Raw genomic sequence first — 24,836 nt, 5'->3', positions numbered from 1 at the left:
CGTTCAACTGCCAGCGCGTGATCCCGTGACGTTGCGCCGTGGCCGTGACCTGCCGCGGGCCATTAAAACTCTCCGCCACAATCGCCAGCTTCGCTTCATCCGTGAAACGCCGGCGACGGCCGCTATCTATAATCTCCATCCGGCTGAAACGCCCTGAGAGATCGTTTGTGATGTCCATTGAAGCACCGTCTATATTGCCGTCTATATAGACAGAGAATCCACAGTCTCACTCACATCCGCAATGCGGCCCTGCTCGGATGCGTACGGGGAGGCAGGTGATATGCCTTGATGAACTCCTCAAGGTCGTAGCGAGCGTTCCAACCGTGAACCACGGAGCCGAGGTTGCGTGGGGTGTCGGGTAGCGACATGGTGAACCTCCGTTTTGGTATAAATTGTCGCTGGTAAGCCGGAAAGTCGGCGGGGGCCTTCGCCAACTGAATTGCGCGCGACTTCAGTGAAGTCCTTCAGAGCATTCCTGCAGGCCGAGCCCTGCCATCGTCACAAGACGCGCATCGAGCAAAGCGTGAAGCGTGCGATACATATCCTCGATCGCCTCGAAATCCTTGATCGCATCGAGTCGACTGGCCGACGTCGTACCTCTTCCTCATGATCATAGGCAGTGCCCACGTGCGCACAATTAACTTTGACATACTGGGCAGAAGTAATGCGCACGAGGCGCCGCTTCGTGTGACGAAAACGTAATTTTGCTCACTGTCGCTATTGGTCTATTGGTCTATAGCGGGCGTGATCTTCATCCCGCGCTTTAGGAACGGCCAGGGCGATGAGAAGACGCACCATCATTCTCGGAGGCAGTGCTTTTCTGGCAGGAGCGAGCGTTGCCTTCCTCTCCAGGAGCGGCAGCGGCGATGCGGTGTCCCGTGACAGTTTCGACTGGACGGCGTCGGGCCTGCGAGCAGGTGGCACTGCCGGAATCCCCGCTGACTTGCCTGATCCGGTGTTTCGTGAGCAGCCCCAATGCATCACCACCCTCGCGCAGACCCTGGGTCCCTGCCATACCAATGACGTCCCCGTTCGACGTGACGTGACGGAAGGCGTCAACGGATTGCCCACCCGCATCAGCTTGCGCCTTGTCCGATCCGAGAACTGCAGCCCGATAGAGGGTGCGGACGTCGAGATTTGGCATACCGATACCCGAGGCGTCTATTCCGGGCGTGCAGCACGGATGTGCAATGCGGAGGATCAAAACGCCAGCAGCGTCTCGTTCCTGCGAGGCCGGCAGATCAGCGATGCCGATGGCCGTGTGAATTTCCTCACCGTATATCCTGGCTGGTACAGTGGCCGTGCCGTCCATGTCCATTTGCGTGTCGTGGTCGAAGGCAAGGAGCTGCTGATCACACAACTCCTGTTTGATGACACGCTTAGCGATATTGTTTATCAGGGCCACCCAGATTACGCCGCGCGCCCGCAGCGCGATACGATGAACGGCGGCGACAGCGTCTTCTCCGCGGCGGAGGCGTCGGGTTTCATCTTCGACGTCGAAAGGCTCGATATCGGCATTCTACAAGCGAGTTACACCATCGGCGTCGTTAGCCCGTAGAAATCGGGCAGATTTTGCGAGATTTGCTCCATGGGCTGTCAATCGCCGAAAACGTCGCAAAGGGTCCGCGGGTAGGTTCAGGCGAGCCGGCCGACATCCTTCAAGATTTCGTAGAGTTCGGCCGCCGCTTCGTTTTCGTCGCGCGCATCGAGCCAGATTGGCCCGATCGCGAGCTCGATGTCTTCCGAATACCTCTCGCCCATGACGAGACTGACGGTATGCAGGCCGGCGGCCTCGGATGTCGTCGGATTGACGGCAATGTGAAAGAAGCCGTTTAAAGTATCTCCCGGCATTTCGTAGACACGGGCTAGATAGCCTTGAAAGTCCTCCATGTCGCTGCGTTGTTCAAGCACTGTGAGCAGCGAAGGATGCAGGATCTCGACAGCGATGCCTTGTGGCGCCAGCCAACGCGTGCCTGGCTCATTGACCGTATCGACCTCACCGTTCGCTCCAGGTTCACTGAGCATACTCTTTCTCCTCTCGACGAAGATATGGCAGCGTGCGAGCGCGTCAAGCAGGCCTGGATAGCGGACCTCGTTTTCGTCGACAGAAAGAAGCCCGCCCGAACGGGACTATCGTTGGCAGGCAGACAGCGTATCGTCGCCTGCCGCGCAGGCATCGTCTCAGCAGGCGCCCCGTTCTTGCGACAGGATGCCGTCCATCTTCGCGCATACATCGGTAGGCGCGGAGCCCGTCCTGCCGATCGGGTGGCGAGCTCCAGGCGGAATCGTTGCGGCTGTGGGGTAGCCGCAAGGATGAGAGACCGCGCCTGCGGAGCGGGCGGGCGCGGTTTCTTTGATAATTGCTACTCTGACGCGTGCTGCACCAGGCGAGCATCCTGGCAGCAGGAGAAAGTGCCGCCAGGAGGTGGGAGGTTTGTGCAGCGGTCAGGCTGCGGCGCGAAGGCCAAGCCGGGCGGCCAGGGCCCTTGCGCGCTCCAGGCAAGCTGGTTGCTGGTCGGCAAAACGCTCGGCGTTGATCTCCATGATCAGCGTCGTATCCGGGAGGAAGGTAAGCTCGGAGAAAATGTCCTCCCATGGAATGTCGCCCCAGCCGACAGGCAGGTGCAGATCGCCGATTCCCAACGCGGTCGCCTCGGCCGGGTGATAAAAATGCTTCATCGAATTGGGCAGTCCGAAACTGTCGTGGACATGCAGATGGCCAGTCACCGGGGCCATTGCACGCAATTGTTCGCGGAAATCCAGCCCCCGGTAAGTGGCCTCGATATAGGCGTGCGAGAAGTCGATGAGCGCCACGACATTGTCCGAACCGATCGAGCGCACGGTTTCCGCGACCTGGCTCGGCGTCTGCCGATACTGACCGCTTTCCGTCGTGAAGATGTTCTCAAGGGCGATGCGCACGCCGTATTGTCCTGCGATGCCGGCCATTTCCGCCAGCGCATCGCGTTCCATCCGGTCGAGATCCGCGGCGTTCTCTCCGTCGGCGAGCTGGGCCGCACCGGAATGGTGCACGAGAATGCCTGCCTCTAGGCGATTGCACAGCTCGAGCATTGCCCGAACGACCTTCTTCTGCAGCCCGAGGTGTCTACGGTCCATGAAATTGGAGACGATCTGGCCGTGCAGGGAGAGCTTCTTGAACGGGTACTGCCGGGTTATGTCGGCGACGCGCTGCAGCCGATCCTCGATGAGGCGACCGCCGGTGATGATTTCCTCGCCGTAGATCCCGATCTCGCAGGCATCGGCGCCGGTCTCGGCAATTTCGCGCAAGGAAGCGTCAAGGGTCGACAGGTCTCCCTTGCCGGTCCGATTGCAAAAGCCCACGGCGGATATGATTTCGTTCATTGCCATCTTTCCTTCGATGTTGCGATGATCAGACTGCTTCGAGCATCTGCCGCTTGGTCGCACTGCGGCCACTTCTCGGCTCGAATTCAAGCTCGATACGTCGACCGGTCTCCCGGTCGAAGACATGCAGGTGTGCCAGTGGCAGTTCCAGCGCGATCCGATCGCCGGGCCTTACGAGTGTTTCCTCATCGACACAGGCTGCAAAAGGGTGGCCATCCAATTCCGAATGGACGACACGGCCAGATCCGAGCTCCTCGACGAAGTCCACCTTCATCGAGATACCTCTTGCCTCAGACGTAACGACACACTGTTCCGGACGGATGCCCACGGTCACATGTCTTTCGCCCAGGCGTGCGGCAAGAGCCTTATCGATCGCTACCTTCGTGCCGCCGAATGCCAGGCAGGCGTCGTCGACGCTGATGTGAGCGTCAAATAGGTTCATCGCCGGCGAACCGATGAAGGAGGCGACGAAGATGCTTGCCGGACGATGGTAGATGTCGAGCGGCTGGCCCACCTGTTCGACGACGCCCTTGTTCATGACGACCAGCTTGTCTGCCAGCGTCATTGCTTCTACCTGATCGTGCGTGACAAAAATGGACGTCGCCGACAGGCGCTGATGGAGCTTGCGGATCTCAGCCCGCATGGTGACGCGCAGCTTGGCGTCCAGGTTCGACAGGGGTTCGTCGAAGAGGAATACGCTCGGTTCGCGGATGATCGCGCGCGCCATGGCGACGCGTTGCCGCTGGCCGCCGGAGAGTGCTGCGGGCTTTCGGTCGAGATAGTCGACGAGCCCGACGATCCTGGCTGTCTCCTCGATCCGGCGGAGGCGCTCAGCTTTTGGTACGCCAGCCACCTTCAGGGCATATCCGATGTTGCCCGCGACGGTCATGTGCGGATAGAGGGCGTAGTTCTGGAACACCATGGCGCAACCGCGCTCGCGTGGCTCAAGCCTGTTGACGACCCGGCCGTTGATGGCGATCTCACCCGCGGTGATCTCCTCCAGACCCGCGATCATCCTCAAGAGCGTGGATTTTCCGCAGCCGGACGGACCGAGGATCACGACGAACTCTCCCGATGCAAAGGCAAGGTCGATGCCATGCAAGGTGGGGGTCTTGCCGTAGGATTTACGCACGGCGCGAATTGCGATGTCAGCCATGAGCGCGGACCTCTTTGTTTATGCTGGTTGGGGAAAGCGGGTTCATTTTTCCGTGGCCACGAGGCCGCGCACGAACCATCGCTGCAACACTGCGACGACGACCAGTGGAGGCAGCATGATGATCAGGGAACCGGCAAGCGTGACGTTCCAGTCCGGCGTGCCGTTGTCGGACGGCAGGAGTGCCACCAGCGACATCATCGTGGTCTTGTATTGAGGGTCCGTCACCATCAGGAGGGGCCAGAGGTACTGGTTCCAGCCGTAGACGAACATGATCGTGGTCAACGCCAGCATGTTGGTGCGCGAGAGCGGCAGGAGCATATCGATGAAAAAGCGGATCGGGCCTGATCCATCCATCCGCGCGGCTTCGGCCAGCTCGTCGGGCAGGGTCAGGTAGAACTGGCGATAAAGGAACGTTCCCGTCGCCGTGGCGATCAGCGGCAGCGTGAGGCCGGCGTAGGAGTTGAGAAGGTTCCAGTCGACGGAAACCTCGAAGCCGGTCACGGCGGAGATGAGAAGTCGAACAGGCTGGAAGAGATCGGCGGCAACCGCGTAGGTGGGCACGACGCGCACCTCGAGCGGCAACATCAGGGTGATGAACACCATCCAGAAAAAGAAGCCCTTCAGCGGGGTTCGAAAGAACACGATGGCAAAGGCGGTCAGCGCTGACAGCGCGACTTTGCCGACAGTCACCAGACTGGCCATGACGAAGCTGTTCAGCATCGCCGTACCGAGGCTCGCTCGCGTCCAGGCGGCGCTCATGTTTTCAAGCAGGCGATCCTGGGGCAGGAAACTGAAGGGTATCGAGTTGACCTGCTGAAATGTCTGGCTGGCACCCGACACGATGACGACGAAGGGACCTATGAGCAGGAGAAAGCCGAAGATCATCACGCCATAGGTGAGGGCGTTGGCGAAAGGAGTCCGCTGAATCATGATAGCCTCACTTGTAATGGACCTGGCGCTCGATGAAGCGGAACTGGATGAACGTGAAGATCATGATGAGACCGATGAGCACGAGGCTCTGGGCCGACGCGCCGGAGTAATTCAATCCGCGGAACGCCTCCTCGACGATGCGGTAGACCATCACATCCGTGCCGTGGTTCGGGCCGCCATCGGTCGTGCGTGCGACGATGCCGTATGTGTCCGCGCCAACGAAACCTTCCGTCATCATGATCACGAGCAGGAAGAAGAGCGTCGGTGCCAGCATCGGTATCTGGATGTCGACCGCGCGGCGGATCGGGCCGCAGCCGTCCATCGCGGCAGCTTCGATAAGCGATCGCGGTACAGACTGCAGACCCGCGAGAAGGAAGATGAAGGTGTAGCCCGCCCATTTCCACGCGAAGACGACAATCACGAGGATAAGGGCGTGACTGCCGTACTTGGCCGGATTCCAGAAGTCCGGAAAAGACGCGTTGACCGACGCCATCAACCCACGCTCCGGCGACAGGATGAAACGAAAGGCCATGCCAGCGGCGGGCCCGGCAATCGCGTAAGGCAGGATGTAGAGGAACCGGAATGGCGCGGAACCGGGCAGCTGCCGGTCGACCGCAAGAGCAAGGACAAGGCCGATAAAAATCGTGGCCAGGGTTCCGCACAGGGCAAATGCCAGGCTGACCCCCACGGAATTCCAGTAGAGCGGGTCGGCGAACACTTCCCTAAAGTTGGCAAGGCCGACGAATTCCGCAGCTCCCCCGAAGGGCGGCTCGAGCGTGAATGCCCACCGCAGCACGGCAACTGCCGGCCAATAGAAAAAGAGCAGGATCAGGATGATCTGCGGCAGGGCGAATAGGCTGGGCAACCACCAGCTGCGAAAGGCCGCTCGCTTGTCCATATGTGCAAATTCCGATGCGTAAGAAAAGCAATCGGAGCCTGCCACTACTGCGGCAGGCTCCGGACGGATCAGGTTTTAGTTCAGCGTCTGTCCGGCGTAGGTTTTCTCGAAGCGACGCAGTACGGCGTTGCCGCGCTCGACCGTCTTGTCGAGTTCAGCCTGTACGTCTGCGTTCTGCATGAAGATCGCCTCGAGGGCCGTTGCGAATTCCTTGCGGATTTGCGTGAACCCGCCCAGGCGAATACCGCGGGTGTTTTCCGACGTTGGGGTGAAGGAAAGGCTCTGGATGGCGAATTCCCGTCCCTTGTAGGGTGCCTTGTCATAGAACCCGTTGGACTTCATGGCGTCGAAACCGGTTTTTGTCACCGGAATGTAGCCCGTCACCGTCGACCACCATTCGGCCATTTCCGGTGTCGCGATGTAGTTGAGGAACGCGGCCGCACCCTTGTATTCAGCTTCCGGACGGCCAGCCAGCACCCAAAGGGACGCGCCACCGACCAGCGAGTTCTGACGCTCCGTGCCGTTCCATACGGGCAACATGGCAACATCCCACTTCACACCCTCGGGAAGGGACTTGCCGATGGTGCCATGGTCGGCGATCGAGGTCTGTACCATCTGGCAGGTCTGGGATGTAAAGGCCGGGACGGTATCCATGCCGAGCTGCTTGGTCTTGACGACGAAGAGCTTTTCATCGGCCATTTTCTTGAAGAACTTCACGTGGTCGACGAACTTGGTCTTGTTGACGACGAGCTCGGCATCCAGTCCGTTATAGCCATTCGCCTTGGTGGCGATCGGCTGGTTATGGATGGCCGAGAACTGCTCCATGAGCGGCCATGTGTCGAAGTTGAAGGCGAGCGGGCATTCGAACCCGGCAGCCTTCAGCTTGCGGGCCGCTTCCTCGACCTGTTCCCAGGTGTCCGGCTTGAAGTCCACGCCAGCCTTCTGGAAGGCGTCGGCATTGTAATAGAACATTGCGGTCGAGGAATTGAAGGGGAAGGAGTTCAACTCGCCGCCGGCGGTTGCATAGTAGTTGGCGATGCCGCCAAAATAATTGTTCCAGTCGATCGTGTAGCCATTGTCGGCCATCAGCGTCTTGGCGGGCACGAATGCGCCGGACAGCATCATGTCCAGGGTACCGGCATCATAGATCTGCGTGATCGCCGGCTGCTTCTTGGCGCGGTAGGCCGCAATCGTGTTTTGCAGGGTCGTGTCGTATCCGTTTTGGGAGGTGCAGACGATTTCGAATTCGGACTGGCTATCGTTGAACTTCTTGCAGGCATCCTGGACCCGTTCTCCAAGATCGCCCGAAAGGCCGTACCAGAATTCGAACTTCGTCTTTTCGGCCGCAGCTGGCGAAGCACCGAGCGTGGTGGCCGCCAGAAGGCCTGCGATAAAGGACTGAGTAACGGAGATTCTCATTGCAAATGCTCCTTGCAGATAGGATGGGCCAACCAATCGGTGACACGAATGAAGCCGGGCCTCTGCTAGCATCCGACTATGACAGTCCGTGCCAATCTCCATGATGAAACGATGAAACTTGATCCGCGCAGCCGCGAGGATCGGCACCTGACGAAAGCCACGGTCGGAAAAACAGCTTGAGGACCAGGACCGGGTGCGGTGCCTGATGCGGATCATGGAAGAACTGCCCGATCGGCAGCGCAGGATGCTTGTCGCTGCGCGGCTCGAGTAGCGCCGACATGTCGATATCGCCGCCGAATCCGGCGTGTCGGTGCGCACGGCCGAACGGAGGTGAGGGACCGCAACCTGTCAGCAATCCATGGGCTGAGAGGGTATCAATGCGGCTTGCGCACGCTTTCTGTGATGGTTTGGGCCAGTGTTTCGGCTGCCCGCGATGGCTTGTTGCGCGGATAGGCGATGTGGAACGTGTCCTCGAAGGTCATGCGCTCCGGGGCAAGCAGCCTCAGGCGACCGTTGCGCACCCATTCGTCCGCATAGTGATCGGGCAGGAAGCCGATATAGGCGCCCGAAAGCAGAAGCAGTAGCGTGCCCTCCATATGCGGCGTTGCGGCCGCCCAATGGAAATTGACGCCGCAAATCGTCTCGGTGAGCATGTAGGTGCGGCCGGCGAAGGATTGCGCCTCCAGGAGTTCGTCGGTGAGGGCCTCGTCGGGCGTCTCGAACAGCGGGTGACCTTCGGCGCAATAGAGTTTCTGCACCTCGGAAAACACGGGTCGGGTGCGGAAATGCGGCGTGACGCTGCCGACCGTCGGCATCAGCACGATCTGGTAGCCGCCGTTCAGGAGGCCTTGATGCAGCACCTGCGGCGCGGCGACGTCGATTTCGAGGTGGACACGCGGCGCCTGCCGGTGGAAGGCGGCAAGCGCGCCCTGGAGGTCGAGATCTCGATTGGTGATCATCGCATCCACTGTTCCGAAGGTCAGGTTACCGGTGAGCTCCCCCTGTGCCTCGCCAACGCGACTCTGGAAATTTTCCAGCGAACTGAAGAGATCCAGCGTCGCCTCGTAGACAAGCCGTCCTTCGTCGGTCAGCAGGAAGCCGCTGCGTCCGCGGCTGCACAGGCGAAGACCCAGCCGCTCCTCAAGATGGCGCATGTGGGTAGAGATGGTCGCCTGTGTCATCCCGAGTGCTGTCTGGGCGGCCGAGAAGCCGCCATGCTGCACGACGGAGGCGAACACGCGCAGCAGCCTGAGCTCCGCATCGCCGAGCGAAAGATTAAGAATGCGGTGGCGAACCTTGTTGATCATTCATTGATTAAGTCACAACTAAACATCCAATCATAGATATTTTTAAGCGTATCGGCCTTCCGTCACACTCCCTTCATCCTGAGGAGGAGAGACATGGCGGGTAATTCCTATGAAACCGGACGGCTGAACCTGCCGTTCGTCGGCATCTGCACCTTCGGCAAGTATCCCTATCAGCCGGACTGGGATGCGATCGATGCGGATGTGGCGATCCTCGGCGCGCCGTTCGACTGCGGCACGCAATGGCGCGCCGGCACCCGCTTCGGGCCGCGCGCCATTCGCGAAGCCTCGACGCTGTTTTCCTTCGGGCACGGCGGCGCCTACGACCACGAGGACGACGTCACCTACCTGCCGAGCGACAAGGTCTCGATCGTCGATATCGGCGACGCCGACATCGTCCATACCGACACGATGAAGAGCCACGCCAATATCGAATTCGGCGTGCGCAAGATCCTCGCCGCCGGTGCGCTGCCGGTGGTGCTCGGTGGCGACCACTCGGTCAACATTCCCTGCATCAACGCCTTTGCCGAAAACTGCGCCGAGAACGGCCCGATCCATATCGTTCAGATCGATGCGCATCTCGATTTCGTCGACGAGCGCCATGGGGTGCGTTACGGCCACGGCAACCCCATGCGCCGTGCCGCCGAAAAGTCCTATGTCTCCGGGCTCTCGCAGTTCGGCATCCGCAACGTCTCCTCGACCGCGAAGGAAGGCTACGAGGATGCCCGCGCCATGGGCTCGGATATCCTGTCGGTGCGCCAGATCCGGGCGCTCGGCACGGAAACGGTCGCCGCCCGCGTCCCCGCCGGCGCGCGCTACTACGTTACCATCGATATCGACGGCTTCGATCCCTCGATTGCCCCCGGCACCGGCACGCCGTCGCATGGTGGTTTCATCTACTATGAAGTGCTGGAGATCCTCGCAGCGCTTGCCAAACGCGGCACGATCGTCGGCATCGACCTGGTCGAGGTCGCACCCGACTACGATCATTCCGGCTCGACCTCGATCCTTGCCGCACAGGTGCTGATGAACCTCATCGGCCGCCTCATGCACGCCAGGAGAGGCTGAAATCATGGGGCGCATCGCTTACGACTTCTCCGGTGAACATGTGCTGGTGACGGGTGCGAGCCGCGGCATCGGCCGCGCAGTGGCCGAAGGCTTTGCCGCCGCCGGGGCCGAGGTGACGATCCTTTCCTCCGGCGCCGGAATCCACGAGGCCGCCCGCGAGATGTCGGCTCGTTTCGGCCGCAAGATCGCGGCGCTCGAATGCGACATCACCGACAGCGCTGCCGTCAAGGCGACACTCGCACCGCTCGGCCGCGTCGATGTGCTGGTCAACAATGCCGGGCTGGAGCGCATCACGCCGCTCACCGAGGCGAGTGACGGGGTCGAGGACACGTTCCGCCGCATCACCGACATCAACACAAACGGTACCTTTTATGTGACCCGCCATGCGGTGCCGCATATGGCCGATGGCGGTCGCATCATCGTTACCGCATCGATCTGGAGCCGGGTCGCAGTGCCGGAGTTCTCCGCCTACATCGCCTCCAAGCACGCCAATCTCGGTTTTATGCGAGTGATGGCCAAGGAGCTCGGGGGCAGGGGCATCCGCGTCAACGCCGTCTGTCCCGGCTGGGTGCGCACCGAGGCGGCGATGCTGTCGCTCAAGAACATGTCGTTGCGCACGGGCCGCAGCGAGGAAGACCTGTTGTCTGAGATCGTCGGCGCCCAGGTCCTGCCCGGTCTTCTGGAACCGGAGGACCTGGCCGCGCCCTATCTCTTCCTCGCCTCCGACGGCGCCAAGGATATGACGGGCCAGGCGTTGATGCTCGACCGTGGCGAGGTGATGGCATGACCCGGCGCGTTCTCGTCACCGGCGCCTATCGCGGCATCGGCGCAGCCTGCGCCGCCGCTTTCGCCGCCTCGGGTGCGCGCGTGGCACTTGCCGATATTCGCCAACCCGAGGAGACCGCGGATGTGGCGGCACGGGCAGGGGCGGCCGAGGTTCTCGCGTTTGCCTGCGACGTCTCCGACGAAAGCGCCGTCGTCGCTGTCGGCGACGCGGTGCAGCAAAAGTTCGGCGGTCTGGATGTCGTGATCCACTGCGCTGGCGTCATCCACGAGGCGCCTTTGCTCGAGACCTCCGTTGCCGATTTTGACCGCGTGATCGCCATCAACCTGCGCGGCAGCTTCCTCGTCGGCAAGATGGCACTGGGCCTGATGGAAGGAACCATGGAAGCGCCGGCCCGTCTCATCCTGATCGCGTCCGACATGGCCTACTACGGCCGTGAGACCTTTTCGCCCTACGTCGCTTCGAAGCACGGCGTGCTAGGCTTGGTGCGTTCCTGGGCGAAGGAGTTCGCTCCGCGCGTCCTGGTCAACGCCATTTGCCCCGGCCCGATCGACACGGAGATGCTGGGGGCCGCGCACATGAGCGCCGAATGGCGCGCGAAGGAACTGGCCATTCCACTCGCTCGCTTCGGCAAGCCCGAGGAGATCGGCGAACTGGCGCTGTTCCTCGCCGGGTCCGGAGGGCGCTACTTCACCGGCCAAGGTGTCGGCAGCAATGGCGGGAGCATCATGCCATGATCGCGAACCCCATTCCCTGGCCGAACGGCGCCAAATGTGCCGCCTGCATTACCTTCGATATGGATGCCGACAGCCTCATCCATATCGCTCACCCTGAGGACGGGCACAGCCGCGTCTCGGCGATCTCGATGCTGCAATATGGCCCGAAGGTCGCGATACCGCGTATCGTCGAAAGCTATCGCCAGCTCGGCATCAGGCAGACCTTCTTCGTGCCCGCCTGGTGCATCGAGCAATACCCGGAGGCGATCGACGCCATCCTCGAAGGCGGCCACGAGCTTGCCCATCATGGCTTCCTGCACGAGCACCCGCGTGAACTTCCTGACGAGGACGAAGCCTACTGGCTTGACCGCGGCATCGAGGTGATCGTCAAGGCAAGCGGCAAGCGCCCGCGCGGCTGGCGGGCGCCGCTCTACAACTTCTCCCATCGCTCTGCCGACCTCCTGGTGTCGCGCGGTTTCGACTACGACGCCTCGCTGATGGGCGACGACATTCCCTACCTCTTGGAGTGCGATGCCGGACGCCTCGTCGAACTGCCCTCGCACTGGGGACTCGACGATTGGCCGCAATATGTTCAGTCGATGGACCTCGACTACATGATGCCGATCCGCGCGCCGGAGCAGGGCTTTGCCGCCTTCGCGCAGGAGTTCGAGGCCGCCTACCGCCACGGCGCGCTCTGGGTGCCGGTCGTGCATCCCTTCGCCACCGGGCGGCTGGCGCGCTGGGAGGTGGTGCTTCGCTTTCTCGAGCAGGTACTTCTGCGCGGCGACGTCTGGTTCGCGCCGATGGAGGAGATCGCCGCCCATGTGCGGCGTGTTGTCGAAAACGGCAGCTGGTCGCCGAGGATCGACCGACTGCCCTTCTATACCCAACCCGTAAAGGTTCGGTAGGCCGGGGGCGGCTCGCCCGCCTCTAGAGATCGGCGGCTGATGGAGCCGCGACTGTCTTCGCGGAAAGACGCCAGAAGGCGCGACGCGAAAAGGGGAACGACGATGGAAAACAACGATATCGCCTGGCAGCAGGAACTGACGCGGCGCGCCCGCGTCTATGAGGACATCGAGGCTGGAGACCGTTTCGAGGGCACGATGACCGCGCTCGACTATACCGGCATGACCGTGCTGACGCTCGTGCTCGTCGTCGGCTTCTGGATCTGGGGGGCATGAGATGACTGACCATGTCGCATTTGAAAGCCTTGCAACCTTAGAAACCGAACGGGAGGAGGCTGCCCGCCACCGCGCTGCTGCCGAGCGCGGCGATGCGCCGCTTCTGCCATCCGAGCGGCTTTGGGGCTTCTGGGAATTCACCTACGCCAATTCGGCGCTGGCGATTGCCACCTGGGCCTTTCTGATCGGCGGTTCCGTCGGTCTTTTCGTCGGGCCGAAGGAGGGCATTGCCGCGATCGTCATCGGCAACATCGTCGGCGTCGTACTGACGGCGCTTGCCACCACCACCATGTCCGGCCGCTACGGCGTCGAGCAGTTCGTCGCGCTGCGCAGCCAGTTCGGCTACAACGGCAGCCGCGTCGTCTATGTGCTGGCCGTGGTCATCCTGACCATGGGCTGGCTTGCCGTTCTCGCCATGATGTTCGGTCGCTCGATCGACGGGCTGATGGCACTCAGTTCCGGCGAGGCGGCCAATCCGACCGGCGTGAAGATGATCATCGCCGCCATCGGCGCCATCTTGCTCACCTGGTTCATCGTCGCCAAGGGACCGACCTCGATCAAGTTCTTCAACATGGTCGTGTCACCGGCGCTGGTGCTGTTGATGGTGGCGATGCTCTATCTCATCCTCAGCCACCATTCGATCGGCGAGCTTCTGGCGCTGCCCGCGCTCGCTCCGCCCTTCGAGGACAAGACGCTGAACTTCATCGTTGCGGTCGAGGTCAATCTTGCTGCCGGCTTTTCCTGGTGGCCCTATATCGGCAACCTGGCGCGATTGACCAAGAACGAGCGCACGGCTTTCTGGCCGAACATCCTCGGCATCTTCGGTGCGGCCGCACTTGGCGAAATCGTCGGCCTTCTTGCGGCGGTCGCACTCGGAGAAAGTGATCCGACGATCTGGATGACGAAGATTGCTGGCCCGATCATCGGCATCGTTGCGCTGCTTTTCGTCGCCTTCGCCAACATGACCTCGATGGCGAACATCCTCTACACCTCCATCGTCGGCCTGCGGCAGGTCGGAACTGCGTCGGTTCGCGCGATCTCCTGGGGCATGATCCTGTTCCTCTTCTGCCTCATCCCGTTCGGGCTCGTGATCTTCTATCCGCAGATGTATGACGGCTTCTTCATCTTCCTGGTGTGGACCTCGGCACTGAACTCCGCGCTCGCCGGTATCGGCATCGCCGACTACTTCTTCCTGCGTGGCCAGAAGCTCGACATGCGCAGCCTGCACGGGCCGCAGGAAAACGGGCCCTACCGCTTTTGGGCTGGCTTCAACCCCATCGGGCTCTTCGCCCTTGCGGTCGGCTTCATCGTCTATGTCGCCGTCTTCAATCCGCAGACACTCGCGAGCCTACCGGCCTTCAAATACCTGACCGCCTCCGTTCCTTCCTGCCTTGCCGCAGGTGCCGTCCACTACGTCCTGACCCGGCTCTTCGCCCGTGGCCGTGGCTGGGGCCAATACCCGTAACACCGGAGAAGACCGCTATGAGCGACACATACAACTACATCATCATCGGTGCGGGCTCGGCCGGCTGCGTGCTTGCCAATCGCCTGTCGGAGGACCCATCCACGAAGGTCCTCGTGCTCGAGTTCGGCGGCAGCGACAAGTCGATCTTCATTCAGATGCCGACGGCGCTCTCCATTCCGATGAACGGAACGAAGTACAATTGGAAGTACATGACCCTGCCGGAGCCCGGCCTCGACGGCCGGCGCGTGCATTGCCCGCGCGGCAAGGTCATCGGCGGATCGTCCTCGATCAACGGACTGGTCTACATGCGTGGCCATGCCCGCGACTTCGACGAGTGGGAGGAACTGGGGGCGCGCGGCTGGCGCTACGCCAATTGCCTGCCTTATTTCCAGCGTGCCGAAAGCTGGCAGGATGGGGGCGACGCCTATCGCGGCGCCTCCGGGCCACTTGCGACCAATGCCGGCAACAAGATGAAGAACCCGCTCTACCGGGCCTTCGTCGATGCCGGCCGTGAGGCGGGCTACATCGCCACCGACGATCCGAACGGATATATGCAGGAGGGCTTCGGGCCGATGCACATGACCGTGAAGGACGGCGTGCGTTGGTCGACCGCCAACGCCTATCTGAAGCCGGCGATGAGCCGGCCGAACCTGACGGTCATTACCCACGCGATGACGCGGCGGGTGCTTCTCGAAGGCAAGCGCGCCGTCGGCGTCGAGTACGAGCTTGGCGGTGTGCGCCATGTCGCCCGGGCGAGCCGCGAAGTGCTCATCTCATCCGGCCCGATCGGCTCGCCGCACCTCCTGCAGCGTTCTGGCATCGGCCCGGCATCGGTCCTGCGGCAGGCGGGCGTGCCCGTGCTGCACGATCTGCCGGGCGTCGGGGAGAACCTGCAGGACCATTCCGAGGTCTATGTCCAATATGCCTGCAAGGAGCCGATCACGCTGAATGGCAAGATGGGCATCCTGAGCCGCGCCTTGATTGGCGCCGAATGGCTCTTGTTCAAGAAGGGGCTTTCGGTCTCCAACCATTTCGAAAGCGGCGGCTTCATCCGCTCCGACGCATCGCTTCAATGGCCCGATGTTCAGTTCCATTTCCTGCCTGCCGCCATGCGTTACGATGGCAAAAAGCCGCTCGATGGCCACGGCTTCATGGTTTTGACCGGACCGAACAAGCCGAAGAGCCGGGGCTATGTCCGGCTCCGATCGCCGGAGGCGCATGAGCAGCCGGATATCCTGTTCAACTACCTCGACCGGGAGGAGGATCGCGAAGGCTTCCGCCGTTGCCTGCGGCTGACGCGCGAAATCATCGCGCAGCCGGCCTTTGATCGGTTCCGCGGCGAAGAGATCGCTCCGGGCAGGGATGTGCGTAACAACGACGAGATCGATGCCTGGGTGCGCGAGACCATGGAAAGCACCTACCATCCCTGTGGTTCCTGCCGCATGGGCGAGGATGCGCTGGCCGTGGTCGACAGCGATCTCAGGGTGCGCGGCATCGGCGGCCTGAGGGTCATCGACAGTTCGGTCTTCCCCTCGGAGCCTAACGCCAACCTCAACGCGCCGACGATCATGCTGGCAGAGCGCGCCTCTGACATGGTGCGCGGCAAACCGTTGCTTGCCGCCTCCAATGCGGAAGTCGGCGTGGCCCCCGGCGTCGGCGTGACACAGCGCAGCGGGAAGCCGATGCGCGCGGCCCGGCAATGACCTCCGGTTGAGACGGCAAGGGAGCCACAGATGTTACGTGCTATCGGCTATGTCGTTGCCCGGCGGGACAGCGATGATGCGCCGGACGGGCCTCGGGGGCGCCAGCTCTCCGTGGAGACCGTCGCTTGTTTGCTGATCGCCGACGGTATCCGAAAGGTCATGTGCCACCTTGCGCGTGGCTTGGCCTTTCGGGCCTGCGGCAAGGTCGCGCATCCGCCTGCTGAGATGCGGGACGAGTAAGCTGCCGCTCTCAACGACGGCCGCGGCCGCAGCGAACAATCTCATCAGCGAACGCCACGACAAGTGGGCGGCGCAAGGTTGGTGGCCGGTCGACCTCACCCTGATGCTCTGGAGAAAGAACCGATCACTCCTAGCCACTGACTGAACTCTTCACCGCCAGGCGGCCGCCGTGGCGTAGATCTCTCAGTATCAACGCCTGGCGCTGCGACGCGAGGATGTGACTCCGTGATTGCACGAAAACGCATGACATTGCATGATTGTGCACGAATCGTGGCGTGCGGCAAAGGACGCAATGACCACGGTCGACCTGACAAATATGAAGGAGGCCCATCATGAGCATTGCACACCGGGTTCGCGTGGAGGATGTCACTGTCCTTTCCGATGACTGGTACGTCTTGAAGAAGACGACCTTTTCGTTCCAGCGGGGTGACGGGAACTGGCAGCGGCAGTCGCGCGAGACCTACGACCGGGGGAACGGTGCGACAATTCTTCTTTACGATCCGAGGCGGCGCACCGTCATTCTCACCCGTCAGTTCCGCTACCCCGCTTTCGTTAACGGTCACGACGACCTGCTTATCGAAGCGCCGGCCGGGCTCCTCGACAATGCCGAGCCCGAGGACCGCATCCGCGCGGAAACGGAAGAGGAGACGGGTTTTCGCGTGCGCGATGTGCGTCAGGTGTTCGAGGCGTTCATGAGCCCCGGATCGGTAACCGAGCGGCTGCACTTCTTCGTTGGCGAGTACCAACCTGGCGACCAAACGTCGGCGGGTGGTGGCAACGAGGCCGAGGGCGAGGATATTGCCGTCCTGGAACTTGGCATTGACGAGGCGCTTGCGATGATCGGCTCGGGCGCAATCCGGGATGGCAAGACGATCATGTTGTTGCAGTACGCCGCCTTGAACCTTTTCTCCAAGGCAAAGGCAAATGAGGCCGGCGCTTTGCGCTGACCTCGCTCGCAGGTTCGAGCCGATCTGCAACGGAGCGCCGGGATCATAGAGCCGGGCAATGCCTGATCCCGTTTCGGCTCGGGCAGGAGCCCGTAGAAGCGTGTCCTTGTCCGAACCGGTCTGGCGTGATCACCAAGTTCGCGCAGCGGCACCCCGCTGCGCACGATCCGTCGCTAGGGTTTGGGGCCAGGAGATGTTGCGAGGCATAGGGTATGTGATCGCCCGACGGGGCTGCGACAACACCGAGGCGTCGCATCAATGGGCCATCGCCATCGAGGCGTTCCTGAGCTAGGTCGTCGCCGTTGCGCCGTCATGTTCGGGCGATCGCCTCGGCCAGGCGAAGAAGATAGGGCTTCATACGATCCGTCGGAACGCCGGCATAGCCGAGGATGAGTGCGCCGGGCCGGGCCGTGGCGATCGCATAGTCGGACAGTGGATAACATTGCAGCCCGGCATCGCGTACGGCGCCTTGTACGGCCCGGTCATTTCGGCCGTCTTCCAGCCAGGCAAGCGCGTTGAGCCCGCTGTCGGAGCAGTCGATGCGTGCGGCGCCGCCAAGTGTCGCCCGTCCCGTCGCGATGAAGGCCTCGCGGCGCTCTGCATAGAGGCTGCGCATGCGCCGCAGATGGCTGGCGAAGTGGCCGCCGCCGATGAATTCGGCAAGCGCAAGCTGGGTCTCCACCGGCACGCTGCGGTGGATCAATGCCGAGAGATTACGGAAGACGCCGATGAGCTGCGGCGGCAGCACGAGATAGCCGACGCGGATGCCCGGATAGAGCGCCTTGCTGAAGCTGCCCACGTAGATGACCCGGTCATGGCTGTCGATGGAGCGCATGGAGGGGAGCGGCGCGCCGTCGTAGCGGAACTCGCTGTCGTAGTCGTCTTCGATAACCCACGCATCATTCGTCCGTGCCCATTCCAAGAGGGCGAGCCGGCGCGGCAGCGATAGCGTTACCCCGAGCGGATGGTGGCGCGATGGCATGACGAAGGCGAGCCGCGCGTCGGGATGGCGCGCCATGACGCCCTCGACATCCATGCCGTCGGCATCGACATCGGCCAGGCAGAGGCGAAGCCCGAGGGTGCGGAACAGGTTGCTGGTGGTCACGGGGCCTGGGTCCTCGAACCATATTCCTTCGCCGGGATTGGCAAGCGCCAGCGCGGCGAGCGTGAAAGCGGCATGCCCGCCGGGCGTAATGACGATCTGCTCCGGATCGCAAGGATCGCGCCGATGCAGGGCGAGGTATTCAGAGATCCTCTGGCGCAGCACCAACTCGCCCGCAACATCGCCATAGCCCATGGCCGCCGCCTTGCCGCCGCGCGTTACCGCATTCCAGCACTTGCGCCAGACAGCGAAGGGAAATCGGTCGAGCGCCGGCTGGTTGGGCAGGAAGGGTTTTTGCTCCATCTGGCCGATTTCAGCCGACACGTCGCGGGACAGATCGCCGATCCGCGACAGTCGGGGCAATGCGATATCCGGCCCATCGCCGCGGGTCGGCATGAAGCGCTGTTTCGTCAATTGCCGCGGCAGGGCCGCCGAGACAAAGGTGCCGGCTCCCTGCCGCGCTTCCAGATATCCCTCGGCCTTCAGGTTCTCCAGCACCCGCACCAGGGTCTGGCGCGACAGGCCCAGTTCTTCGGCAAGAATGCGGCTTGCAGGCAGGCGGGTCCCTGCGCGCAGGTGCCCGCGCAGGATCGCCATGCGCAGCTGGTCCTGCACCTGGCGGAATTTCGGCAGGGCGACTGCGGCGTCGAGGCGAAGGAAGGGTAGGATCGGGCCTTCGAGCTGTTTGGCCAACGGCGTGCCTCCGAAAATTGGTACAGTAGAATGAACGATAATGGACGTTTGATTGTTGTCCAATTGTTACATCCTGTCCTTACACGAAAACGCACCGATGCAGCCCTTCGTAAGGACGCAGACAAGGTGCGAGGGGAACCGGGACAGACGGCAGCGTCGACGACCGGATGCAAGGACAGACAGAGCAGCCATCGCCCACGATCCGTCGCAGACGGCCAATAGGAGGATTCCATGAACCAGCATGTATTACGCGCATTCGTCTCCACGCTTGCCCTGGCTGTCGCGCTGCCGGGCCTTGCCCGCGCCGAGGCCCCGGCAGAACTCGTGGCGGCCGCCAAGAAGGAAGGCATGCTGACGGTCATCGCTCTCCCGCATGACTGGTGCAACTACGGCGAGGTCATCGAAGGCTTCAAGGCCAAGTATCCCGGCATCACCGTCAACGAACTCAACCCCGATGCCGGAACCGCCGACGAGCTGGAGGCGATCCGCGCCAACAAGGGCAATACGGGATCGCAGGCCCCCGACGTCGTCGACCTCGGCCTCGCCTTCGCCCCGGCGGCCGCGGAAGAGGGCCTGCTTCAGCCCTATAAGGTGGCGACCTGGGACGAAATCCCAGCCAACATCAAGGATGAGAAGGGCTATTGGTACGGCGACTACTACGGCGTCATGGCCTTCGGCGTGAACAAGGACCTTCTCGACACACAGCCGGCCGATTGGGCCGATCTCATCAAGCCAGAATATTTAGGCGCGGTCGCGCTCACCGGCGACCCGCGCTCCTCGGCACAGGCCATCCTTGCGCTGATGTCGGCGGGCATTTCGCGCGGTGCAAAGCCGGGCGCAGACTCCGGTACCAAGGGGCTGGAGCTTTTTGCTGAACTGAACAAGGCCGGCAATTTCGTGCCGGTGCTCGGCAAGGCCGGCACCATCGCGCAAGGCCAGACCCCGATCGTCGCGGCCTGGGACTACAACCTGCTCGCCTGGCGCGACGGCCTGAAGGGCAATCCGCCGATGGACGTGGTCGTACCGGCAAGCGGCGTGGTGGCCGGTGTCTATGTGCAGGCGATCTCAGCCTATGCCCCGCATCCCAATGCCGCCAAGCTCTGGATGGAATATCTCTATTCCGACGAGGGCCAGACCGGTTGGCTTAAGGGCTACTGCCACCCAGCGCGCTTTAACGCCATGCTGAAGGCCGGCAAATTCCCGCAGGAGCTTCTGGATAAGCTGCCGCCGGCGGAAGCCTACGAAAAGGCCATCTTCCCGACCGTGGATGAGCTGTCGGCCAACAAGACCGCCATCGTTGAAGGCTGGGACAAGGTCGTCGGCGCCAACGTGAAGTAAGGCGGGAAGCTCCGTCCCTCTTTTCACGCCGTTCCGGCAATGCCGGAACGGCTCCGGGGAAAAATCCGATGACGACAAGCGCCGCATCCCTGCCGGCCGTCCTTAGGCCGCGGCAGGTTCTCAACTGGTTCGGGGTCGCTCCCTTCTTTCTTTTTGCGACGCTGTTCCTCATCCTGCCCACGCTCAACATCGTCATCGGCGCCTTCCGCAATGCGGAGGGGCAGGCGACGCTGGAAAACCTGGGCAAGCTTTTCTCGCCGTCAATCCGGGCGGCCTTCTGGATCTCCATCGAGCTCAGCCTGCTGACGGCGGTGCTCGGCTGCCTGTTCGGCTTCTTCATCGCTGCCGCCATCACGCTCGGCGACCTGCCGCGCTTGCTGCGCAACGCCATCCTCACCTTTTCGGGTGTGGCCTCGAACTTCGCCGGCGTGCCGCTCGCCTTCGCCTTCATCGCCACGCTCGGCCGTCTCGGCTTCGTGACACTGCTGCTGCGCCACTGGTTCGGTATTAATCTCTACGGCTCCGGCTTCAACATCGTCTCGTTCCTCGGGCTGGCGCTTACCTATCTCTATTTCCAGATTCCGCTGATGGTGCTGATCATCACGCCCGCTCTGGAGGGCTTGCGACGTGAATGGCGCGAGGCGGCCGAAAGCCTGGGCGCCAGCGGTTTCCAATATTGGCGCATGGTGGCGCTGCCGGTGCTGTGGCCGTCGCTGCTCGGCACGCTGGCGCTGCTCTTCGCCAATGCCTTCGGCGCCGTCGCCACGGCGATCGCACTCACCGGCTCGTCGCTCTCCATCGCCCCCATCGTGCTTTTCGCCCAAATCCGCGGCGACGTGCTCAACGATCCTCATCTCGGTTACGCCATCGCGTTTGCCATGATCGTGCTGACCGCCATCGCCAACGGCATCTACATCCTCCTGCGCATGCGCGCCGAACGGTGGGTCAAATGACAGGAAAACGCCTCTGGTCCTGGCTCGCCGTTGTGCTCGGCGGGCTCTATTTCCTGCTGCCGCTGGTCGGGATGTTCGATTTCTCGCTGCGTATGCAGCGCGACGGCTACAGTTTCGAGGCCTACCGCATTGTGCTGACCGACGCTCAATTCCAGCAGACCTTCGGCTATTCGGTGGGGCTGGCGCTGCTCACCATCGTGCTCGGCATCCTGATCGTCGTGCCGACGGCCTATTTCGTGCGGCTGCGCTTTCCCGGCCTGCGCCCCATCGTGGAATTCATCACGCTGCTGCCGCTGGTCATCCCGCCGATCGTCATCGTCTTCGGCTATATCCGCATCTACAACACCTCCTCGATCCTGCCGTTGACGGGAAGCTGGTGGGGTACGAACATCCTGCTCCTGTTCGGCTATGCGACGTTGTCGCTGCCTTACATGTACCGCTCGGTAGACACCGGCCTGCGCACCATCGACATCGCGAGCCTCACCGAGGCGGCGCAAAGCCTCGGGGCAGGTTGGTCGCGCATCCTCGCCATCGTCATCCTGCCGAACGTCTTCGTCTCGGTGCTGTCGGGCGCCTTTCTGACCTTCGCCATCGTTATCGGCGAATACGTCTTTGCCGCGCTGCTGAACGTCAATTCCTTCGGACCCTACATGGTCTGGATGGGCGGCAACCGCGCCTACGAGCCCTCGGCGCTCGCGGTGGTCGCCTTCATCATCACCTGGGCCTGCATGGGGCTGATCCAGCTTTTCACCCGCTTTTCCAAATTCTCCACCGTGAGGCGCTGATCATGGCCTTTCTCGACATTCATCATCTGGAAAAATCCTTCGGTGCGCTGCGCGTCGTCAAGGATTTCAATCTCGGCATCGAAAAGGGCGAGTTCGTCTCCTTCCTCGGTCCCTCGGGCTGCGGCAAGACGACGGTGCTGCGCATGGTGGCGGGCTTCGAAACGCCGACGTCAGGCGCGATCCGCATCGACGGACAGGACGTTACCGCCGCACCCGCGAACCGGCGCAAGATCGGCATGGTGTTCCAGGCCTATGCGCTCTTTCCCAACCTGACGGTGGAGCAGAACATCGGCTTCGGCCTGCGCGTAGCGGGCGAGGGCAAGACCGAGACCGCCAAACGCGTCGCCGAGATGCTGGAGCTGATCGGCCTGCCGCGACTCGGTAGTCGCTATCCCTTCCAGCTTTCCGGCGGTCAACAGCAGCGCGTGGCGCTGGCCCGCGCGCTTGCAGTGCGCCCGCAGGTGCTGCTGCTCGATGAACCTTTGTCGGCGCTCGACGCAAAAATCCGCGTTAGTCTGCGCGAAGAAATCCGCCGCATCCAGCGTGACCTCGGCATCACCACCATCTTCGTGACGCACGATCAGGAGGAGGCGCTGTCCATGTCGGATCGCGTGGTTGTCATGCATCAGGGGGTGGCCGATCAGGTCGGCACGCCGTTCGAGATCTACAACCGGCCGGCAACGCGCTTCGTGGCACAGTTCGTCGGCACGCTGAACCTTCTCGACGCTGACCTCATGGATGCCGCCGCCGGCCACATCCGGCTCGGCGACGTGCCGGTGGCGCTGAACCGGACGCTGCCCGGCCGGGTGGGCGACCGCATCAGCCTGGCGTTGCGACCGGAAACGGTGGCGTTGGGGCGCAGGGAGCACGGCAGTGTCGTGCTCGCCGGCCATATCGCCGAGGTGCACTTCCTAGGCTCGGTGATCCGCATCCGCGTGACGGTCGCCGGCCAACTCGTTTCGCTCGATACCTTCAACCGGCCCGACAGGCCGCCGCCCGCGGTCGGCACGCCGGTCGAGGTCAGCGTGTCGGACCGCGACCTGCTGGTTCTGGCCGCCTGACGAAAAACCTTCAACCACCTCGATCGCTTGCGGAGGAGCCGGCATCGTGACGGATATGCCATGGAACGCCATGCCCCAAATGGACTGGCGGGCAAAAATAGCAGCCCTTCCCGCGACAAGCCGCGCCCGGCTTGCCACGCGGGCGCGCAGCGCGCCGCTGTTTGCCCATGCCTATGCCTTTCATCTCAACATGCGCTTCGGCGGCATGACGCCGCTGCATCTCGCCGAATTCGCTGAGGCGCAGCAACTCTCCGGCGTGAAGATCCATGTGGAGGACGGCGAACAGGCCAGCCTCGCCCGGATGTGCGACGACGCCCTGCGCGCCTTCGGCGAGGCGGTGGGACGACTGGGGCTGGAGCTGCATGTCGAGACCAGCACGACGGAAGCCACCGGGTTTTCGGACACCGTTCGCATCGCGCTTGCCGCCGGCGCGACCTCGCTTCGCTGCTATCCGCGCTACGAGGGACATGTTTCCCAGATCATCGACTGGACGATCGCGGACCTGCGCCGCCTTGAGGCCTTCGATCCCGAGGGCAGGCTGCGCTACACGCTGGAACAGCACGAGGATCTGAAATCGGAAGAACTGATTCACATCCTGCAAACCGTCGCCAATCCGCGCCTCAGCCTGCTGTTCGATTTCGGCAACATGATCAACGCCTATGAATTGCCGCTGCCTGCGCTTGCGGCGCAGGCGCCGTATATTACCGAGGTGCATGTGAAGGATTGCCTCATCCAGCCCGATCGCTGCGGCTGGGCGCATCTCGCCTGCCGGACCGGCGAGGGGCATTTGCCGCTTGAGGCGATGTTCTTGCACCTGCTGCTCTTGGGCGACGACCGGCCGCAGGTTCTGGCCTTCGGGCTTGAGGAGGAGGAGGGCTATTTCGCACCGGCCCTGCGCTTCCCCTCAGACGGGCCGGACCCCTTCATTCCCGCCCGCCTTGCGAGCTTCACGGAGGTGGGCAGCGGCGATCTGGGAGCGCGCCTGCGGCAGGAGGCCGCCGCCGCTCGCACACAGGTCGAGACCGTCAGAACGCTGTTGCGTGAGATCGCGACCGAAGCCGAAAGGATCGAAGAATGACCCAAGAGCAAAGCTGCCCGCCAGCGTTGCTGGCGCTGGCTCACGCGATGGCGGACGCCGCCGCCGACCTGATCCGCCCGCATTTCCGTAAGCGATTGGAGATCGATACCAAAGCGGACGCCAGCCCCGTCACCATCGCCGACCGCGACGCGGAAGCGAGAATGCGGCAGATGATCGAGGCGCATTTTCCCGATCACGGCATCCGGGGGGAGGAGTTCGGTTCATGCCGGACGGATGCGGAATGGGTATGGGTGCTCGATCCGATCGACGGCACGAAATCCTTCGTCTCCGGCTCGCTCGCCTTCGGCACGCAGATCGCCCTGTTACATCGCGGGGTGCCTGTGCTCGGCATGATCAATCAGCCGATTACGGGGGAACGCTGGCTGGGCGTCAGCGGCGTGCAGGCAACGCTCAACGGCGAACCGATACGCACCAGCGGCAGGACGGCCCTCAATCAGGCGATCGTCTACACCTCCGCGCTCGAACAGTTCGACCGCAAGCGCCATGACCGCTTCACGGCATTAGCCGCTAGACGTTATGACCGTGGTCTGAGCGGCGGCCCGCCCTAGTCTTTGCAGCTGTAAAGCAAACGGGGGTTGCTCGGGAGTGCCGAGCCGAGCCCCAGCAAGGAAAGGACGGACCATGACAGAGGATA

Annotated in this window: 26 protein-coding genes; 16 read left to right on the top strand and 10 right to left on the bottom strand. The window is 62.6% G+C overall.

The annotated features are described in order from the left end of the window. A partial coding sequence (locus AC244_RS36070; RefSeq protein WP_152976122.1) for a transposase occupies positions 1-178 on the bottom strand: 178 nt, incomplete at its 3' end. A gap of 52 nt (positions 179-230) precedes the next feature. Continuing rightward, complete coding sequence (locus AC244_RS37345) at positions 231-368, bottom strand: hypothetical protein (RefSeq protein ID WP_161807934.1); 138 nt, start codon at positions 366-368, stop codon at positions 231-233. Positions 369-781: 413 nt separating this feature from the next. Here AC244_RS37345 and AC244_RS33780 point away from each other — a divergent pair, with 413 nt between their 5' ends. Beyond that, positions 782-1,558: a protocatechuate 3,4-dioxygenase gene (locus AC244_RS33780; RefSeq protein ID WP_053253193.1), complete on the top strand. Its 777-nt coding sequence runs from the start codon at positions 782-784 to the stop codon at positions 1,556-1,558. A gap of 77 nt (positions 1,559-1,635) precedes the next feature. Here the strand turns inward: AC244_RS33780 and AC244_RS33775 are convergent, their stop codons facing one another. From AC244_RS33775 to AC244_RS33740, 7 genes are all read right to left on the bottom strand, one after another. Then, positions 1,636-2,025 carry a hypothetical protein gene (locus AC244_RS33775; protein ID WP_053253192.1) on the bottom strand — a complete coding sequence of 130 codons (390 nt, stop codon included), beginning with the start codon at positions 2,023-2,025 and terminating at the stop codon, positions 1,636-1,638. Between the two features lie 420 nt (positions 2,026-2,445). Then, complete coding sequence (locus AC244_RS33770; protein WP_053253191.1) at positions 2,446-3,360, bottom strand: sugar phosphate isomerase/epimerase family protein; 915 nt, start codon at positions 3,358-3,360, stop codon at positions 2,446-2,448. A gap of 28 nt (positions 3,361-3,388) precedes the next feature. Further along, on the bottom strand, positions 3,389-4,516 hold the full coding sequence (locus tag AC244_RS33765) for a sn-glycerol-3-phosphate import ATP-binding protein UgpC (RefSeq protein WP_053253190.1): 1,128 nt from the start codon (positions 4,514-4,516) through the stop codon (positions 3,389-3,391). Between the two features lie 42 nt (positions 4,517-4,558). Then, a complete protein-coding gene (locus AC244_RS33760; RefSeq protein ID WP_053253189.1) occupies positions 4,559-5,446 on the bottom strand; it encodes an ABC transporter permease subunit in 888 nt (295 codons plus the stop codon). A gap of 7 nt (positions 5,447-5,453) precedes the next feature. After that, complete coding sequence (locus AC244_RS33755; RefSeq protein WP_053253188.1) at positions 5,454-6,344, bottom strand: carbohydrate ABC transporter permease; 891 nt, start codon at positions 6,342-6,344, stop codon at positions 5,454-5,456. Positions 6,345-6,419: 75 nt separating this feature from the next. Next, complete coding sequence (locus AC244_RS33750) at positions 6,420-7,763, bottom strand: extracellular solute-binding protein (protein ID WP_053253187.1); 1,344 nt, start codon at positions 7,761-7,763, stop codon at positions 6,420-6,422. A 374-nt stretch (positions 7,764-8,137) separates the two neighbouring features. Then, positions 8,138-9,070: a LysR family transcriptional regulator gene (locus AC244_RS33740; protein WP_053253185.1), complete on the bottom strand. Its 933-nt coding sequence runs from the start codon at positions 9,068-9,070 to the stop codon at positions 8,138-8,140. Between the two features lie 93 nt (positions 9,071-9,163). Between AC244_RS33740 and speB the strand changes: the two genes are divergently transcribed. From speB to AC244_RS33700, 9 genes are all read left to right on the top strand, one after another. Then, positions 9,164-10,135 (top strand): agmatinase, encoded by a 972-nt coding sequence (speB, locus tag AC244_RS33735; protein ID WP_053253184.1) that lies wholly within the window; start codon positions 9,164-9,166, stop codon positions 10,133-10,135. 4 nt (positions 10,136-10,139) lie between these two features. Then, positions 10,140-10,922 carry an SDR family NAD(P)-dependent oxidoreductase gene (locus AC244_RS33730; RefSeq protein WP_053253183.1) on the top strand — a complete coding sequence of 261 codons (783 nt, stop codon included), beginning with the start codon at positions 10,140-10,142 and terminating at the stop codon, positions 10,920-10,922. Further along, on the top strand, positions 10,919-11,656 hold the full coding sequence (locus tag AC244_RS33725) for an SDR family NAD(P)-dependent oxidoreductase (protein WP_053253182.1): 738 nt from the start codon (positions 10,919-10,921) through the stop codon (positions 11,654-11,656). The genes AC244_RS33730 and AC244_RS33725 overlap by 4 nt, the downstream gene beginning before the upstream one ends. Beyond that, the gene (locus AC244_RS33720; RefSeq protein ID WP_053253181.1) at positions 11,653-12,543 is read left to right on the top strand and encodes a polysaccharide deacetylase family protein; all 891 of its coding nucleotides are present in this window, start codon (positions 11,653-11,655) and stop codon (positions 12,541-12,543) included. The genes AC244_RS33725 and AC244_RS33720 overlap by 4 nt, the downstream gene beginning before the upstream one ends. Before the next feature lie 102 nt (positions 12,544-12,645). Then, positions 12,646-12,816, top strand: a complete 171-nt coding sequence (locus AC244_RS37805) for a hypothetical protein (protein ID WP_152976232.1) — start codon at positions 12,646-12,648, stop codon at positions 12,814-12,816. 1 nt (position 12,817) lies between these two features. Next, positions 12,818-14,281 carry a purine-cytosine permease family protein gene (locus AC244_RS33715; RefSeq protein WP_053253180.1) on the top strand — a complete coding sequence of 488 codons (1,464 nt, stop codon included), beginning with the start codon at positions 12,818-12,820 and terminating at the stop codon, positions 14,279-14,281. A 17-nt stretch (positions 14,282-14,298) separates the two neighbouring features. Continuing rightward, positions 14,299-15,984 carry a choline dehydrogenase gene (betA, locus tag AC244_RS33710; protein ID WP_053253179.1) on the top strand — a complete coding sequence of 562 codons (1,686 nt, stop codon included), beginning with the start codon at positions 14,299-14,301 and terminating at the stop codon, positions 15,982-15,984. 30 nt (positions 15,985-16,014) lie between these two features. Beyond that, positions 16,015-16,224: a hypothetical protein gene (locus AC244_RS37030; RefSeq protein ID WP_152976231.1), complete on the top strand. Its 210-nt coding sequence runs from the start codon at positions 16,015-16,017 to the stop codon at positions 16,222-16,224. A 332-nt stretch (positions 16,225-16,556) separates the two neighbouring features. Beyond that, the gene (locus tag AC244_RS33700; protein ID WP_053253177.1) at positions 16,557-17,171 is read left to right on the top strand and encodes an NUDIX domain-containing protein; all 615 of its coding nucleotides are present in this window, start codon (positions 16,557-16,559) and stop codon (positions 17,169-17,171) included. Between the two features lie 310 nt (positions 17,172-17,481). Here AC244_RS33700 and AC244_RS33695 read toward each other — a convergent pair whose 3' ends face one another. Then, positions 17,482-18,966, bottom strand: a complete 1,485-nt coding sequence (locus AC244_RS33695; RefSeq protein WP_053253176.1) for a PLP-dependent aminotransferase family protein — start codon at positions 18,964-18,966, stop codon at positions 17,482-17,484. A 231-nt stretch (positions 18,967-19,197) separates the two neighbouring features. Here AC244_RS33695 and AC244_RS33690 point away from each other — a divergent pair, with 231 nt between their 5' ends. The 6 genes from AC244_RS33690 (at position 19,198) to AC244_RS33665 (ending at position 24,750) form a co-directional block, all read left to right on the top strand. Next, positions 19,198-20,304, top strand: a complete 1,107-nt coding sequence (locus tag AC244_RS33690) for an ABC transporter substrate-binding protein (protein WP_053253175.1) — start codon at positions 19,198-19,200, stop codon at positions 20,302-20,304. Positions 20,305-20,372: 68 nt separating this feature from the next. Next, the gene (locus AC244_RS33685) at positions 20,373-21,257 is read left to right on the top strand and encodes an ABC transporter permease (protein WP_053253174.1); all 885 of its coding nucleotides are present in this window, start codon (positions 20,373-20,375) and stop codon (positions 21,255-21,257) included. Continuing rightward, the gene (locus AC244_RS33680; protein WP_053253173.1) at positions 21,254-22,042 is read left to right on the top strand and encodes an ABC transporter permease; all 789 of its coding nucleotides are present in this window, start codon (positions 21,254-21,256) and stop codon (positions 22,040-22,042) included. Before AC244_RS33685 ends, AC244_RS33680 begins: the two co-directional genes overlap by 4 nt. Before the next feature lie 2 nt (positions 22,043-22,044). Then, positions 22,045-23,103 carry an ABC transporter ATP-binding protein gene (locus tag AC244_RS33675; protein WP_053253172.1) on the top strand — a complete coding sequence of 353 codons (1,059 nt, stop codon included), beginning with the start codon at positions 22,045-22,047 and terminating at the stop codon, positions 23,101-23,103. Positions 23,104-23,158: 55 nt separating this feature from the next. Continuing rightward, positions 23,159-24,181 carry a sugar phosphate isomerase/epimerase family protein gene (locus AC244_RS33670; protein WP_082367334.1) on the top strand — a complete coding sequence of 341 codons (1,023 nt, stop codon included), beginning with the start codon at positions 23,159-23,161 and terminating at the stop codon, positions 24,179-24,181. Beyond that, positions 24,178-24,750: an inositol monophosphatase family protein gene (locus AC244_RS33665; RefSeq protein WP_053253170.1), complete on the top strand. Its 573-nt coding sequence runs from the start codon at positions 24,178-24,180 to the stop codon at positions 24,748-24,750. Before AC244_RS33670 ends, AC244_RS33665 begins: the two co-directional genes overlap by 4 nt. Positions 24,751-24,836: the final 86 nt, after the last annotated feature.

It is taken from the genome of Ensifer adhaerens (genome assembly GCF_001270265.1).
GTDB lineage: Bacteria > Pseudomonadota > Alphaproteobacteria > Rhizobiales > Rhizobiaceae > Ensifer > Ensifer adhaerens_B.
The sequence above is the reverse complement of the archived record's forward strand: the minus strand, read 5'-3'. Positions and strand labels throughout refer to the sequence as shown.

What these genes read in the sequence shown, in the direction of transcription:
- AC244_RS37345 (WP_161807934.1), bottom strand. Translation starts at nt 368, where the DNA reads ATGTCGCTACCCGACACCCCACGCAACCTCGGCTCCGTGGTTCACGGT.
- AC244_RS33780 (WP_053253193.1), top strand. Translation starts at nt 782, where the DNA reads ATGAGAAGACGCACCATCATTCTCGGAGGCAGTGCTTTTCTGGCAGGA.
- AC244_RS33775 (WP_053253192.1), bottom strand. Translation starts at nt 2,025, where the DNA reads ATGCTCAGTGAACCTGGAGCGAACGGTGAGGTCGATACGGTCAATGAG.
- AC244_RS33770 (WP_053253191.1), bottom strand. Translation starts at nt 3,360, where the DNA reads ATGAACGAAATCATATCCGCCGTGGGCTTTTGCAATCGGACCGGCAAG.
- AC244_RS33765 (WP_053253190.1), bottom strand. Translation starts at nt 4,516, where the DNA reads ATGGCTGACATCGCAATTCGCGCCGTGCGTAAATCCTACGGCAAGACC.
- AC244_RS33760 (WP_053253189.1), bottom strand. Translation starts at nt 5,446, where the DNA reads ATGATTCAGCGGACTCCTTTCGCCAACGCCCTCACCTATGGCGTGATG.
- AC244_RS33755 (WP_053253188.1), bottom strand. Translation starts at nt 6,344, where the DNA reads ATGGACAAGCGAGCGGCCTTTCGCAGCTGGTGGTTGCCCAGCCTATTC.
- AC244_RS33750 (WP_053253187.1), bottom strand. Translation starts at nt 7,763, where the DNA reads ATGAGAATCTCCGTTACTCAGTCCTTTATCGCAGGCCTTCTGGCGGCC.
- AC244_RS33740 (WP_053253185.1), bottom strand. Translation starts at nt 9,070, where the DNA reads ATGATCAACAAGGTTCGCCACCGCATTCTTAATCTTTCGCTCGGCGAT.
- speB (WP_053253184.1), top strand. Translation starts at nt 9,164, where the DNA reads ATGGCGGGTAATTCCTATGAAACCGGACGGCTGAACCTGCCGTTCGTC.
- AC244_RS33730 (WP_053253183.1), top strand. Translation starts at nt 10,140, where the DNA reads ATGGGGCGCATCGCTTACGACTTCTCCGGTGAACATGTGCTGGTGACG.
- AC244_RS33725 (WP_053253182.1), top strand. Translation starts at nt 10,919, where the DNA reads ATGACCCGGCGCGTTCTCGTCACCGGCGCCTATCGCGGCATCGGCGCA.
- AC244_RS33720 (WP_053253181.1), top strand. Translation starts at nt 11,653, where the DNA reads ATGATCGCGAACCCCATTCCCTGGCCGAACGGCGCCAAATGTGCCGCC.
- AC244_RS37805 (WP_152976232.1), top strand. Translation starts at nt 12,646, where the DNA reads ATGGAAAACAACGATATCGCCTGGCAGCAGGAACTGACGCGGCGCGCC.
- AC244_RS33715 (WP_053253180.1), top strand. Translation starts at nt 12,818, where the DNA reads ATGACTGACCATGTCGCATTTGAAAGCCTTGCAACCTTAGAAACCGAA.
- betA (WP_053253179.1), top strand. Translation starts at nt 14,299, where the DNA reads ATGAGCGACACATACAACTACATCATCATCGGTGCGGGCTCGGCCGGC.
- AC244_RS37030 (WP_152976231.1), top strand. Translation starts at nt 16,015, where the DNA reads ATGTTACGTGCTATCGGCTATGTCGTTGCCCGGCGGGACAGCGATGAT.
- AC244_RS33700 (WP_053253177.1), top strand. Translation starts at nt 16,557, where the DNA reads ATGAGCATTGCACACCGGGTTCGCGTGGAGGATGTCACTGTCCTTTCC.
- AC244_RS33690 (WP_053253175.1), top strand. Translation starts at nt 19,198, where the DNA reads ATGAACCAGCATGTATTACGCGCATTCGTCTCCACGCTTGCCCTGGCT.
- AC244_RS33685 (WP_053253174.1), top strand. Translation starts at nt 20,373, where the DNA reads ATGACGACAAGCGCCGCATCCCTGCCGGCCGTCCTTAGGCCGCGGCAG.
- AC244_RS33680 (WP_053253173.1), top strand. Translation starts at nt 21,254, where the DNA reads ATGACAGGAAAACGCCTCTGGTCCTGGCTCGCCGTTGTGCTCGGCGGG.
- AC244_RS33675 (WP_053253172.1), top strand. Translation starts at nt 22,045, where the DNA reads ATGGCCTTTCTCGACATTCATCATCTGGAAAAATCCTTCGGTGCGCTG.
- AC244_RS33670 (WP_082367334.1), top strand. Translation starts at nt 23,159, where the DNA reads ATGCCATGGAACGCCATGCCCCAAATGGACTGGCGGGCAAAAATAGCA.
- AC244_RS33665 (WP_053253170.1), top strand. Translation starts at nt 24,178, where the DNA reads ATGACCCAAGAGCAAAGCTGCCCGCCAGCGTTGCTGGCGCTGGCTCAC.